The organism is Arthrobacter sp. D1-29 (genome assembly GCF_054130585.1).
In genome coordinates this window covers 3,624,681-3,637,976 of sequence record NZ_CP096383.1, presented here as the reverse complement: position 1 = coordinate 3,637,976, position 13,296 = coordinate 3,624,681, and the positions used below count along the sequence as shown (strand labels likewise).

General features: G+C 63.9%; 13 protein-coding genes. 8 read left to right on the top strand and 5 right to left on the bottom strand.

Annotated elements, in window-relative coordinates:
* Positions 1–43: 43 nt before the first annotated feature.
* Positions 44–898 (bottom strand): SGNH/GDSL hydrolase family protein, encoded by an 855-nt coding sequence (locus tag M1E17_RS16355; RefSeq protein ID WP_457963013.1) that lies wholly within the window; start codon positions 896–898, stop codon positions 44–46.
* A 269-nt stretch (positions 899–1,167) separates the two neighbouring features.
* On the opposite strand from M1E17_RS16355, the gene typA reads away from it, so the two are divergent.
* Positions 1,168–3,096, top strand: coding sequence for a translational GTPase TypA (gene typA, locus M1E17_RS16350; RefSeq protein WP_457963012.1), 1,929 nt, complete (start codon positions 1,168–1,170; stop codon positions 3,094–3,096).
* Positions 3,097–3,308: 212 nt separating this feature from the next.
* A complete protein-coding gene (locus M1E17_RS16345) occupies positions 3,309–4,118 on the top strand; it encodes a hypothetical protein (RefSeq protein WP_457963011.1) in 810 nt (269 codons plus the stop codon).
* 49 nt (positions 4,119–4,167) lie between these two features.
* On the opposite strand, the gene M1E17_RS16340 is transcribed toward M1E17_RS16345, so the two are convergent.
* Positions 4,168–4,407, bottom strand: a complete 240-nt coding sequence (locus M1E17_RS16340; RefSeq protein ID WP_457963010.1) for a putative acetyltransferase — start codon at positions 4,405–4,407, stop codon at positions 4,168–4,170.
* A 136-nt stretch (positions 4,408–4,543) separates the two neighbouring features.
* Between M1E17_RS16340 and fdxA the strand changes: the two genes are divergently transcribed.
* From fdxA to M1E17_RS16325, 3 genes are all read left to right on the top strand, one after another.
* Positions 4,544–4,870: a ferredoxin gene (fdxA, locus tag M1E17_RS16335; protein WP_050685972.1), complete on the top strand. Its 327-nt coding sequence runs from the start codon at positions 4,544–4,546 to the stop codon at positions 4,868–4,870.
* Positions 4,871–4,883: 13 nt separating this feature from the next.
* Positions 4,884–6,032 (top strand): succinyldiaminopimelate transaminase, encoded by a 1,149-nt coding sequence (gene dapC, locus M1E17_RS16330; protein ID WP_457963009.1) that lies wholly within the window; start codon positions 4,884–4,886, stop codon positions 6,030–6,032.
* 229 nt (positions 6,033–6,261) lie between these two features.
* Positions 6,262–7,545, top strand: a complete 1,284-nt coding sequence (locus M1E17_RS16325; RefSeq protein WP_457963008.1) for a citrate synthase — start codon at positions 6,262–6,264, stop codon at positions 7,543–7,545.
* A gap of 150 nt (positions 7,546–7,695) precedes the next feature.
* Here the strand turns inward: M1E17_RS16325 and galE are convergent, their stop codons facing one another.
* Positions 7,696–8,709 (bottom strand): UDP-glucose 4-epimerase GalE, encoded by a 1,014-nt coding sequence (gene galE, locus M1E17_RS16320; protein WP_457963007.1) that lies wholly within the window; start codon positions 8,707–8,709, stop codon positions 7,696–7,698.
* A 145-nt stretch (positions 8,710–8,854) separates the two neighbouring features.
* On the opposite strand from galE, the gene M1E17_RS16315 reads away from it, so the two are divergent.
* Positions 8,855–9,499 carry a TetR/AcrR family transcriptional regulator gene (locus M1E17_RS16315; RefSeq protein WP_457963006.1) on the top strand — a complete coding sequence of 215 codons (645 nt, stop codon included), beginning with the start codon at positions 8,855–8,857 and terminating at the stop codon, positions 9,497–9,499.
* Positions 9,500–9,566: 67 nt separating this feature from the next.
* Positions 9,567–10,178: a hypothetical protein gene (locus M1E17_RS16310; protein WP_457963005.1), complete on the top strand. Its 612-nt coding sequence runs from the start codon at positions 9,567–9,569 to the stop codon at positions 10,176–10,178.
* A gap of 18 nt (positions 10,179–10,196) precedes the next feature.
* Here the strand turns inward: M1E17_RS16310 and M1E17_RS16305 are convergent, their stop codons facing one another.
* Positions 10,197–11,054 (bottom strand): hypothetical protein, encoded by an 858-nt coding sequence (locus M1E17_RS16305; RefSeq protein ID WP_457963004.1) that lies wholly within the window; start codon positions 11,052–11,054, stop codon positions 10,197–10,199.
* Positions 11,055–11,061: 7 nt separating this feature from the next.
* Entirely contained in the window at positions 11,062–12,102 is a 1,041-nt protein-coding gene (dapD, locus tag M1E17_RS16300; RefSeq protein WP_457963003.1) for a 2,3,4,5-tetrahydropyridine-2,6-dicarboxylate N-succinyltransferase, read from the bottom strand.
* Positions 12,103–12,149: 47 nt separating this feature from the next.
* Here dapD and dapE point away from each other — a divergent pair, with 47 nt between their 5' ends.
* Positions 12,150–13,289: a succinyl-diaminopimelate desuccinylase gene (gene dapE, locus M1E17_RS16295; RefSeq protein WP_457963002.1), complete on the top strand. Its 1,140-nt coding sequence runs from the start codon at positions 12,150–12,152 to the stop codon at positions 13,287–13,289.
* Positions 13,290–13,296: the final 7 nt, after the last annotated feature.

Below are 13,296 nucleotides of genomic sequence, written 5' to 3'. Positions count from 1 at the left end.
CGGCTCCCTGTCTGCTTAACGCAATTCAGACGGGGACTTAGAGCTATTCAGTCCAGGAGGATTCCGGGGCCGCCGCCTGCAGCGATCCGGAATTGCCATTCGGCCGGGCTTCGAGCCGCAGCTCCCGCAGCCGGGCTTCCAGCAAAGCGCCGAGGGATTTCCGGCCCGCTGCATTCATGTGGACGGCGTCCGCGAGGTCCTTGGCGAGGCCATGCCTGGTGAGCCAATCGCCCACCGACAAAAACGGCATCCCATGCCTGGCCGCCACGGTTCCCAGAAGGGTGTCCACCTCGTGACGGCGGCCGCCGCCATCGCGGGCATCCCTGGCCAAGGTCCCGATCATCGCCATCCGGGCTTCGGGGTACCGTTCGCGCAGGATTGCTATCAGACGGTCGGCATTTGCCACGATCTGGGCATCAGTGGCTCCCCGCGCCGCGTCATTTCCGCCGCCTTGCAGAATGATCAGCGGGGGAGAGCCATAGGGAAGCTTCCAGTCGCCCCTGAGCAGAGCCTGGACGTAGTTCCCGGTCTTGCCGTTGGAGGTTGCAAAGCCTGTTCCGCCCCGTCCGCAAAAATGGACCTTGTATCCAACCGCGGCCAGGCCCAGGCGCGGCCAGCCGTCAGCCGGCTCCGACTGGGAGTCACCAATGAGGAGGGCGGTGTTGGCGATGTCCGGAACCACCACCTCGTCACGCCCGGTTAACGGATTTCGGTAGACGGAGCCAACGGGGAGCGTTCCAGTGTTGGCCTCCGGCGCAGAGTACTTCCCCTGTACGGGCGCGTGCATCTCTACGGCCCCGGCGGCGAGTGGTTCCGGGGGCTGTCCGTAGCCGCTGAAGATGGCGCCGGCGGCGATTCCGGATGCAACAAAGCAGGCCACAGCCGAGGCTTTTCGCATCTGTTTACTCCGGAGCTTGCACTAGTAGTCACAGCAATGATGGGCCATCAGGTTCAGAAAAACCAGTGACCTTGCTCACGCTTTGAGCGGAGCGGTCCGGAATGGCACTCCGCGGCCGCGAAGCTGATCAGCGATTTTTAGGCCAATAAATGGCTCAACGGCTAGAATGGGGGAAGGTGCCCTGTGCTAAGGGACTAATCCGTCGTGCGTTCCAGTTGGAAATGTCGCGATACAACAGCTGACTTCACCACTGAATCGAGCCATTACGCATGTCTGAAACCACCACCAACACCGCGGTAGCCACTGCATCGCGCAGTGACCTGCGCAACGTCGCGATCGTGGCCCACGTTGACCACGGCAAGACCACCCTGGTCGACGCCATGCTCAAGCAGACCAACTCCTTTGCCGAGCACAACCACCTCGAGGACCGCGTGATGGACTCCGGTGACCTGGAGCGCGAAAAGGGCATCACCATCCTGGCCAAGAACACCACCGTGGCCTACAACGGACCGTCCTCCAAGGGCGAGACCATCACCATCAACGTGATCGACACCCCCGGCCACGCCGACTTCGGCGGCGAGGTGGAGCGCGGCCTGTCCATGGTGGACGGCGTTGTGCTGCTGGTTGACGCTTCCGAGGGTCCCCTGCCGCAGACCCGTTTTGTGCTGCGCAAGGCCCTGGCCGCGCACCTGCCCGTCATCCTGCTGGTCAACAAAACCGACCGCCCTGACGCCCGCATCGAAGAAGTTGTCCACGAATCGATGGACCTCCTCCTCGGCCTCGCCTCAGACCTCGCGGATGAGGTTCCGGACCTTGACCTGGACAAGATCCTCGAAGTTCCTGTTGTATACGCCGCCGCCAAGGTTGGCCGTGCCTCCCTCGAGCAGCCCGCCGATGGCACCGCCCCGGAGAATGAGGACCTGGAACCGCTGTTCCAGACCATCATCGAGCACATCCCGGCGCCGACCTACAACCCGAACGGCGTCCTCCAGGCGCACGTCACCAACCTGGACGCGTCCCCGTTCCTGGGCCGCCTCGCCCTGCTCCGCATCTACAACGGCACCCTGCGCAAGGGCCAGACCGTTGCCTGGGCGCGCGCCAACGGTGAGCTCAAGAACGTCAAGATCACCGAACTCCTGGCCACCAAGGCACTGGACCGCGTTCCGGCCGAGTCTGCCGGCCCCGGCGAGATCGTGGCTGTTGCCGGTATCGAGGAAATCACCATCGGTGAGACCCTGACCGACGCCGAGAACCCGCAGCCGCTGCCGCTCATTACCGTGGACGATCCCGCGATCTCCATGACCATCGGTATCAACACCTCGCCGCTGGCCGGCAAGGTCAAGGGTGCCAAGGTCACGGCCCGCCAGGTGAAGGACCGCCTGGACAAGGAACTGATCGGTAACGTCTCCATCAAGGTTCTGCCCACCGAGCGTCCCGACGCCTGGGAAGTCCAGGGCCGTGGCGAGCTCGCCCTGGCCATCCTGGTTGAGCAGATGCGCCGTGAAGGCTTCGAGCTGACCGTGGGCAAGCCGCAGGTTGTTACCAAGACCATCGATGGCAAGGTCCACGAGCCGATGGAGCACATGACCATCGATGTACCGGAAGAATACCTTGGCGCCGTCACCCAACTGATGGCTGCCCGCAAGGGCCGCATGACCAACATGGCCAACCACGGCACCGGCTGGTGCCGGATGGAATTCATCGTTCCGGCCCGCGGCCTGATCGGTTTCCGCACCAAGTTCCTCACCGACACCCGTGGCGCGGGCATCGCAGCTTCCATCTCCGAGGGCTACGAGCCGTGGGCCGGTCCCATCGAGTACCGCACCAACGGCTCCATGATTGCTGACCGCGCCGGTGTTGTCACGCCGTTCGCCATGATCAACCTGCAGGAGCGCGGTTCCTTCTTCGTGAAGCCTACCTCTGAGGTCTACGAAGGCATGATCGTCGGCGAGAACTCCCGCGCCGACGACATGGACGTGAACATCACGAAGGAAAAGAAGCTCACCAACATGCGTGCCGCTTCCTCCGACACCTTCGAGAACCTGACGCCGCCGCGCGACCTCACGCTCGAAGAGTCCCTCGAATTCGCCCGCGAGGACGAGTGCGTCGAGGTGACCCCTGAGTCGATCCGTATCCGCAAGCTCATCCTTGACACGAACGAGCGCGCCAAGGCCAACCGCGCACGCGCCAAGGTCTAGTTTCAGAAGGAGAGCCGGAACGGCTGGCGGGACTCCCCGCCGTCGTTCCGGCTTTTTTCTTTCCCAAAAACGGGGGGTGCGCTCTCACCCGCGTCCTGGATGTGCAGAGACGGTCCGTTCGCGCTGAACCCCGCCGTCACTGCGCCCGGACGTTTTCCACATGGCTTGTGCTGCCCGGTGCGCCGGAATCCCGGGGGAGGCAGCATCTAGTCATGCGAACAGTTACTGACGTGCTGACCCATCTGGATGGCGTTGCCAGCACCAACTCCCTCAGGCAGGCGGGAGTATCCCGACGGTTGATTGAAGCCGGCCTGTTGGACGCTTCCATTCAGAGGGTGGCAAGGGGCGTTTATGCGTTGCCCGGTGCCGAGCCGTTGGTGGTCCATGCCGGCCGCCATCATGCCGTGCGTGGTTGCGTCACGGCCGCCGCAGCAGCGGGGCTATGGGTGGTGAAGAGGCCCGACAAGCCCCATCTTGCCGCCAGGCATGGCAGGCCAATCGAGGGTTGTGTGGTGCATCGAAGCCACGTACCGCTGACCCATCTGGACATCGTGTGCCAATCGCTGCGCTGCCTGCCGCCGCTCGAGGGCCTGACCATTGCAGAATCTGCAGTCAAGCAGGGCCTGGTGCAACTTTCGGATCTGCGTATCCGGTTTCCTGCCGCACGGGAAAAGGCCCTGCAGGCCCTGGTGGCAAGGATCCGGCCACAATCCGGTTCCGTCATTGAGACCATGGCCCGATACTTGCTGGAAGAGGCCGGGCTGACGGTCGAGCTGCAGGTCAACGTTCCAGGAATGGGGCATCTGGACCTCCTGGTTGACGGCTTGCTGGGCATTGAGACGGACGGCTACTCCCACCACAGCAGCCGGCAGGCGTACAGGGAGGACAGGCGGCGGTGGAACATTACCGTCGTTCGGGGCGTTCCCACCCTCCGTGTGACTTTCGAAATGCTCCTCAGGGAGCCGGCAGAGTTTGTGAGGATGGTCCACCAGGCCCTTGGCACGTACCGGACTGCCCAGTGAAGTCCGGCCTCGATCCGCAGGGGCAGCCCCTGCGCAGCGACGACGGCCCTCAGTGCGCAGGGCGGCGGCGCTCCGGAGCGGGCGGCACTTCCTTTGCTGCGGTCACCAGATCGAGCGGAATAACGACGTCGGCCTTCCGGGTGCGGACGGTGCAGTCGCCGTCGGCGGTGCGCAGCAGGTAACCCAGCGCGTCGGTCAGTCCGCCATCGATTCGGTAGCGGACCACCACCCGCGTACCGGGTGCGGCCGCTGCCAGGAACTCCCGGGGCGAAGGCGTGGTCAGACTCACCAGTTCATACTAGGCGGCCCCGCTAGGTTCGCAGGAATGGGCTGGGAGATAATAGGCTCAGAAATCAACAGTCCGGGCATAGTGCCGGAAGCAAGAGCCGGCTGGTCGCCGGAAACGAAGTGGAGAGGCAAGGGACGTGACGTACGTAATCGCGCAGCCGTGTGTAGATGTCAAGGACAAGGCATGTATTGAAGAGTGCCCGGTCGACTGCATCTACGAGGGTGAGCGTTCGCTGTACATCCATCCGGATGAGTGCGTCGACTGCGGTGCCTGTGAACCGGTGTGCCCGGTGGAGGCTATCTACTACGAGGACGACACCCCCGACGAGTGGGCCGACTACTACAAAGCCAACGTGGAATTCTTCGACGATCTCGGATCCCCGGGCGGTGCCGCCAAGGTGGGCAACACGGGTAAGGACCACCCGATGATTGCCGCCCTGCCGCCCCAGAACCAAGACCACTGAGCCGGACGTCCCGGTGACCGCCGCGTTGAGTAGTTTTGGCCTCAGCCTGCCCGATTACCCTTGGGAGGCACTGGCGCCCTATCTGGCCAAGGCTTCGGAACACCCGGGCGGGGCAGTGAACCTGTCCATCGGTACGCCCGTTGACCCCACGCCCACCGTTATCCAGGACGCGCTCCAGGCCGCGGCCAACGCTCCCGGATACCCCACGGTCCACGGCACTGCAGCATTGCGGGAAGCCATCGCGGCCTGGTTTGGGCGCCGGCGTGGCGTTCCTGGGCTGGATCCAAAAAACGTTATGCCAACCGTGGGTTCGAAGGAACTGGTTGCCTGGCTGCCGCTCCTGCTGGGGCTGAAGCCGGGCGACGTCGTTGTACGCCCCCAGGTTGCCTACCCCACCTACGACATCGGAGCCACCCTTGCCGGGGTCACCTCCGTGGCTACGGACAACCTTGACGAGCTCGACGCAGCCACCCGCTCCCGGGTCCGTCTGATTTGGGTCAATTCGCCCGGCAACCCGACCGGAAGCGTCAGGGATGTGGAGTCCTTGAGGTTGTTGGTGGCACAGGCGCGGGAGCTGGGCGCCGTGGTGGCCTCTGACGAGTGCTATGCCGAACTGGGTTGGGGCGCGTGGGATGTCCAGCGCGGTGGGGAGCCGGTACCCAGCATCCTGGATCCGCGGATTGCCGGCGGCTCCCATGAAGGACTTCTGGCCGTCTATTCGCTGAGCAAACAGTCCAATCTGGCAGGGTACCGTGCGGCCTTCGTCGCCGGCGATCCGGCCATCATGGCCAACCTGGTCAACAGCCGAAAGCATGCCGGCATGATTGTCCCCTACCCCGTCCAGGAAGCGATGCGGGTGGCAGTGGGCGACGACCTCCATGTCCAGGTGCAGAAGGACCTCTACAGGGGCCGCAGGGAGCGGCTCCTGCCCGCGCTGCGGAATTTTGGACTGGAGATCAAAGACTCCGACGCCGGCCTTTACCTCTGGTCCACCGCCGGCGAGGATACGTGGGACACCGTGGGCCGCCTTGCCGGGCGTGGCGTCGTGGTGGGGCCCGGCGTCTTTTACGGCGAGGCAGGCAACGGATTCATCCGGGTGGCATTGACCGGTTCGGATGAACGGATCGACGCAGCGGTGGCCCGGCTGGCAACGGCACCGTAACAATCATGTGACTCGCGCCACAACCAGCCTATTTTAGGGCATCTTGGAAGGACACCGATTAGTGACACCCGCCAAGGAGCGGGTACTTTTTAAGTGACTATCGATGGTGGCTTTCTACAAGAAGGCAGCCCGGGTGTTGGAATCCTGTGCTTGCAGGGTCAGTGCGCGGCTCACCGGATGTTGGATCAAGCTTTCGACAGAGGCCCAGACGCCTCATGAAGGGGACTCCATGACTGAGACCAACAGCGCAACCCTGCTCCATGCAGGAGGCGAGCTCAAGCTCCCGCGCATCCAGGTTATTGAAGGAAACGAAGGTTACGACGTTTCCAAGCTGCTGAAGCAGACGGGTGCAGTCACCTTTGACCCCGGCTTTATGAACACAGCGGCAACAACCTCTGCAATCACCTACATCGACGGCGATGCGGGCATCCTGCGTTACCGGGGATACCCCATCGAGCAGTTGGCGCAGCACTCCAGCTTCCTCGAAGTTTCCTACCTGCTGATCTACGGCAACCTGCCCACCACCGTGGAACTGGAAGCGTTCGACCAAAAGATCCGCCGTCACACGCTGCTGCACGAAGAGCTCAAGGGCTTCTTCGGCGGGTTCCCGCGCGATGCCCACCCCATGCCTGTCCTTTCGTCGGCTGTATCGGCGCTGTCCACGTTCTACCAGGACTCGCTTGACCCCTTCAACGCCGAGCAGGTGGAGGTTTCCACCATCCGCCTGATGGCCAAGATGCCGGTCATCGCTGCCTACGCGCTCAAGAAGAGCATCGGCCAGCCCATGCTGTACCCGGACAACTCCCACAACCTCGTGGAAAACTTCCTGCGCCTGAGCTTCGGCCTCCCGGCAGAGCAGTACGAGGTTGATCCGGTCATCGCGAAGGCGCTGGATCTCCTGCTGATCCTGCACGCTGACCACGAACAGAACTGTTCCACCTCCACGGTGCGCCTGGTGGGCTCCTCAAACGCCAACCTGTTTGCCTCGGTGTCGGCCGGCATCAACGCGCTCTTCGGTCCCGCCCACGGCGGCGCGAACGAGGCTGTGCTCAAGATGCTCCGCCAGATCCAGGCCGACGGCACCAGGCCGGAGGACTACATGGAGAAGGTCAAGAACAAGGAAGACGGCGTCCGCCTGATGGGCTTCGGACACCGCGTGTACAAGAACTACGATCCGCGGGCCAAGATCGTCAAGGCCACGGCCCACGAAATCCTCACGAAGCTCGGCGGCAACGACGAACTCCTGGACATCGCCATGCGGCTTGAGGAGAAGGCGCTGAATGACGACTACTTCATCCAGCGCAAGCTTTACCCCAACGTGGACTTCTACACAGGGCTCATCTACAAGGCCATGGGCTTCCCGGAGAAGATGTTCACCGTCCTGTTCGCCATCGGCCGCCTGCCGGGCTGGATCGCCCAGTGGCGTGAAATGATCAGCGATCCCAACACCAAGATCGGCCGCCCGCGCCAGCTGTACATCGGCGAGCCGGAGCGCGACTACCCCGTCCGCTAATCCCCACCGGCTCCCAAACCTCGCAAGCTCGGTTCGGGTCCCTCGCCGGCGTGGCCCCAGCCACCGGCAAGCCAGAATAAACGACGGCGTCCGCCCACCTTCCACAGGTGGGCGGACGCTGTCGTTTTGGTCCTCTTGAGTTGTTGTTAGTCAGGAGCCATAGCCGAGGGGGTTGTTCTTCTGCCAGCGCCAGTGGTCCTCGCACATCTGGTCCACTGTTTTGGTGGTGGACCAGCTCAGGTCGGCCAGGGCGGAGGCGGCGTCGGCCCAGAATGCGGGAAGGTCGCCGGCGCGGCGCCCCGTGATCTCATAGGGGATGGGCTTTCCGACGGCTTTCTCGAAGGAGTGCAGCACCTCCAGTACGGAGGAGCCCTTGCCTGAGCCAAGGTTCCAGCGGAACACACCGCTCCGGCCGGCCACATGGTTCAGGGCGGCGACGTGGCCGTCGGCGAGGTCCACGACGTGGATGTAGTCGCGCAGGCAGGTGCCGTCCGGAGTGTCGTAGTCGCCGCCGAAGACCATGAGTTTTTCGCGGCGTCCCACGGCGACCTGGGCGATGAACGGCACCAGGTTGTTGGGGATGCCCTGGGGGTCCTCGCCGATCCTGCCGGAGGGGTGGGCGCCGACCGGGTTGAAGTACCTGAGCAGGGCGATGTGCCAGCGGGTGTCCGCGGCGCCAAGGTCCGAGAGGATGTCTTCGATCTGTTCCTTGGTCCGGCCGTACGGGTTGTTGGCGCCGATTTCCATCTTCTCGACGTAGGGGATCGGGTTGTGTTCGCCGTAAACCGTGGCGGAGGAGCTGAAGACGATCGAGCGGACGTCGTGGCGGTCCATGACCCGGATCAGGTTCAGGGTGCCCACCAGGTTGTTGTAGTAGTACTTCAGCGGCTCACGGACCGACTCGCCCACCGCTTTCAGGCCGGCAAAGTGGATGACCGCGTCAATGGCGTTGGCCGAAAAAACTCCGTCCACCGCCGCTTCGTCCAGGAGGTCCACGTTGTGGAATTGGGCGGTCTTCCCGGTGAGCTCGGCAACGCGCCGCAGCGACTCCACGCTCGAGTTCACCAGGTTATCGATGACCACCACTTCATGGCCGGCTTCCTGCAGGGACAAGACTGTGTGGGAGCCGATGTACCCGGTGCCACCTGTGACCAGAATTTTCATGATCTCAACGCTATCCCACTTCCCGGCCTGGGTCTCCGGGCATTCCGAATGCCGGATAGGGAAGAGCCTTTGCCCGGAGCATCGGAAACCGGAACACACCGCAGCAGCACCGGCGGGATAGAGCACAGCTGTGCTAAAAAAGGGGGTGCCAAAAATCGTAGATGCCGAAGCCCGGCGCAATGAAGTAGTGGAGGCAGTCTTCAGGATCATCGCAGTGGACGGACTGGAGCGTGTTTCCCTCCGTGAGGTGGCGGACGAGGCAGGACTGGCGGTGGGATCGGTCAGGCACTACTTTGCCGGCAGCGAAGAGCTCCTCACCCACTCGTTCGCGACAGTGGTGGACCGCATCCTGTTCCGCTTGGCGGAAGCCCTGCCGGCCGTCCAGGCGAGTGTTCCCGGAACGGCGCAGCAGGGCGACGCTGTTTTAACCCTGCTGGGTGAATTGCTGCCGATCGATGAAAGGCGGGCGGTTGAGGCGTGCGTCTGGATGGCGTTCAAGAACGCAGCCAGAATCCGGCCCTTCCTCGCGGCGGAAGCGGACCGAAGCCACCGGGAGGTCGCGGCCATCATCGGCCAGGTGATTATCGCCTTGATGGCGGACGACGGCGGCGGGCAGCAGAGCCTCGTTGTGGAGGCCGAGCGGCTCCTGGCAATCCTGGACGGCCTGTGCATGCACGCCCTGCTTCAGCCCGAGTGGATGAATGCCGGAATGTGCCGGGACGTTCTGGAGCGGCACCTTGAGGCACTCGCTGCCACTCCGGCCATTACCGTCCGGGGGCTTCGGGAATAGACTGGGAGCCGGGGGACGGGATCCGGACAAGCAAGCCCGGTGCAGGCACGCCACGGGAGGAATTGGAATGCATCAAGCAGGCGGTTCAGGCTGGAAGATCACCATGGACACATCCGGCCCGATGATGATCGCGCTGTACGTGCGCGACGCCGCCGGTCTCGACGGCGCCGGCCGTCCGGCGCTCTCACACGCCGCTCCGAAAGTACACCACGCTGACCATAGCCATCTCACCGCCGAAGTGGGCGGACTCGGCGCCCTGAAGACCGAGTGGGAAGCCTGGTGGGATCAACTGCTCAAGGCCCATCCAAAGATGTCCCCCGAGTTGTCCCCGCCGGAATTTGCCGCGTTCGGAAATTCCCCTGCACTGCAGAGGGTCCTGCAGGCGCATTTCGGTTCTGCCCTGACATGGGTGCGGGAGCGCCGCAGTGAATATGCGGAGCTGGAAGCGGAGCGTGTTGCCAGTGGATCGGATCTGCTGCTGGATGACCTGGTGGATGACCGGCTGATGGAGGTGGGGCGGAGTTCCCGGGACTTCAGCCTGACCATCATCGAACTGCCGCTCAACGAACAGCGGGCCTGGTACCTGGAACCGGACAAGATCATTATGAGCCATGACCTGATCTCACAGCCCGATCTTTTCCGCAGCTATGTCCAGCCCGTTGTGGAGATGTTGGTCTAGCCGGCACTGAACCAGGCGTCAGTTTTCGGATGCCACCGGCGAGACAGTGATCCGGACCTGGCCGGGCGCCGCGTCCGAATCCTGCCAGCCGTCCTTGGCATTCCGGTTCCAGCTTTGCCCCTCGACGTCCACCTGGGTTACCTCAAAGTCCTTGGCATTGGCCACAGCCCATTGCGCCAGAGACCAGGCGTGGCTGCCGCTGGCTTCCACCAGCAGGCTCTGCCCCTCCGTGGCTGTCCCCAGCGTCCCGTAGGCCAGTTCCAGCTCCGAAGCCACTGCGGCCGGGTTGCCTGCATCGAGGGGCGCCCGCAGTGTGCATTGCACAGCGCCAGGCGTCTGGCCGGTGAAGCCAGAGGCGAACGAGCGGCCCATGCCTTCATGTTCTGCATAGGCCAGCGGGTAGGCGGAGCGCTGTACCCGCTGGGCGGCATCGGTAATTTCCAGTGACTCATAGTCCGGGATCTTTTCCAGCGCGTCGTAGAAAGCGTTGGCTGCATAGTAGGGATCCATGACCTGGGCTTCAGTTCCCCACCCTTGGGATGGCCGCTGCTGGAACAGTCCCCGGGAATCCGGCCCGGCCTGGTCGCCGTGGTTGATGTTTCGCAGCTTCGACTCCTGCATGGCCGTAGCCAGGGCGATGCTGGCGGCGCGCGGCGGAAGGCCCCGTTGGACGGCAACGGCAGTAATGAGCGAGGCGTTGACGGCCTGGTCCGTGGCCAGTTCCGCGGACTGTGAACCCACCACCGCCGTGCAGCGCTCCGAAACCAGGGTCTCGGAGCGCTGCAGGAAAGTGACAGCTGTGTACACTCCTCCGCCCATCAGGGCCAGGGTGAGGAGCAGCACCACAGGCCGCCGGAGGCCCCGTCCCTGAGTCACCGAGCTGTCAGTTGGCGTGCAGGGCGGTGTTGAGTTCCACCGTCTGGCCCTTGCGCGGCAGGGCCTCCACAGCGCCGGTGGTGGAGTTGCGGCGGAACAGCAGGTTGGGGACCCCGGAGAGCTCGATGGCTTTGACGATTTTGGTGGTGTCCTCGCCTACCTCGTCCTTGGGGCCCGGCACACGAACGCGCGTTCCTGCCGTGACGTAGAGTCCGGCCTCGACCACCGAGTCATCGCCGATGCTGATGCCCACGCCGGAGTTGGCACCCAGGAGGACGCGCTCACCGATGGCGATTTTCTCCTTGCCGCCGCCGGAAAGAGTGCCCATGATCGAGGCGCCGCCGCCCACATCGCTGCCGTCACCGGCCACTACTCCTGCGGAGATGCGGCCTTCCACCATGGAGGTCCCCAGGGTGCCGGCGTTGAAGTTCACAAACCCTTCGTGCATGACGGTGGTCCCGTCGGCGAGGTGCGCGCCAAGCCGGACACGGTCGGCGTCGGCGATCCGCACACCTGACGGGACAACGTAGTCCACCATGCGGGGGAATTTGTCGATGCCGTAGACGGTGACAGCGCCACGGCGGCGCAAGCGCGCACGGGTAAGCTCAAAGCCCTCCACAGCTGCCGGGCCGAAGTTGGTCCACACCACGTTGGGGAGCTTGCCGAACACGCCGTCAAGGTTGATGCTGTTGGGCCGGACCAGGCGGTGGGAGAGAAGGTGCAGCCTGAGGTAGGCATCCGCGGTGTCGGCCGGGGCTTCGTCGAGGTTGATCTGGACGAAGACCACTTTCTGCTCGGTGCCGCGGTCCGGGTCAGCGCTGCTCTCCGCAAGCTGGGCCAGGTTTTCATCTGCGTTCTCAACGGCGCGCAGCTTTTCTGCGGCAACCCCAAGGGCAGGTGCCGGGAACCAAACATCAAGGACAGTGGCCTGGCTATTTTCTTTGCCTGTGGCGGTGGCGATGGTGGCCAGCCCGAAGCCATAGGCGGAACGGGCCTCAATGGTTGAGTTCTGGTTTTCGGGCACAGCGGAGGTAGCGGTCTCAGTCATTGCCCCAGTCTATCGAGAGCCCGGGCCCGGGTTCGAACTAGACTGTCATGGTGACTGCTGAAACCGCCTCTGAGCCCGCCACCAAGCCCCTGGACCTCCGGCAGGATGTTGCGCTGCTGACCGCAGCCGTAATGGACATCAACAGTGTGTCTGGAAACGAGACTGAGCTGGCCGACGCCGTCGAAACTGCACTGCGGGGCATCCCCCAACTGCACGTGGTGCGTGATGGTGATTCGCTGATCGCGCGGACGGAGCTGGGCAGGACCGAACGGGTCATCCTTGCCGGCCACCTGGACACGGTGCCCTTGCCGGTCACATTCGGGGCCCGGGGCACGGTTCCCTCCACCTGGGACTCCGGCATTCCCGGCGAGGGCGTCCTGTACGGACGTGGGGCCACCGACATGAAGGGCGGTGTTGCGGTGCAGTTGGCGCTGGCTGCCACCATGTTCGACGCCGGGGCGGAACCGAAACGCGATGTCACCTTTGTTTTTTATGACCACGAGGAAGTGGAAGCGGTCAAGAGCGGGCTGGGCCGCCTGGTCCGCAACCACGGCGCGCTGCTGAACGGCGACTTCGCCATTCTGTTGGAGCCCACCGACGGCACAGTGGAGGGCGGGTGTAACGGCACCATGCGGCTGGAAGCAACCACCATCGGCGAGGCCGCACATTCTGCCCGGGCCTGGATGGGAAGCAATGCGATCCATGCAGCGGCGCCCATCCTTGCCCGGTTGGCTGCATACCAGCCGGCCACCGTCAACGTTGACGGGCTCGACTACCGTGAAAGCCTTAATGCGGTGAAGATTCATGGCGGCACGGCGGGCAACGTGATTCCGGACCGCTGCGTTGTGGTGATCAACTACCGCTTCGCCCCGGACAAATCGCCGGAGCAGGCTGAAGCCCATGTACGTGCCCTCCTCCAAGGTTTCGACGTGGTCCGGACGGACAGTGCCGCAGGCGCCCGTCCCGGGCTGAACCATCCGGCAGCTGCATCCTTCGTGGCCGCGGTTGGAGCCGAGCCGAAACCGAAATACGGCTGGACCGACGTCGCGCGGTTCAGTGAACTGGGCATTCCCGCGGTGAACTTCGGTCCAGGTGACCCGCTGCTGGCCCACAAGGACAACGAGCACGTGGACGCGGACGCAATCCGTCAATGCCTGCGTGCATTGCGGACGTGGCTTTCCGAGTAAACCCCTG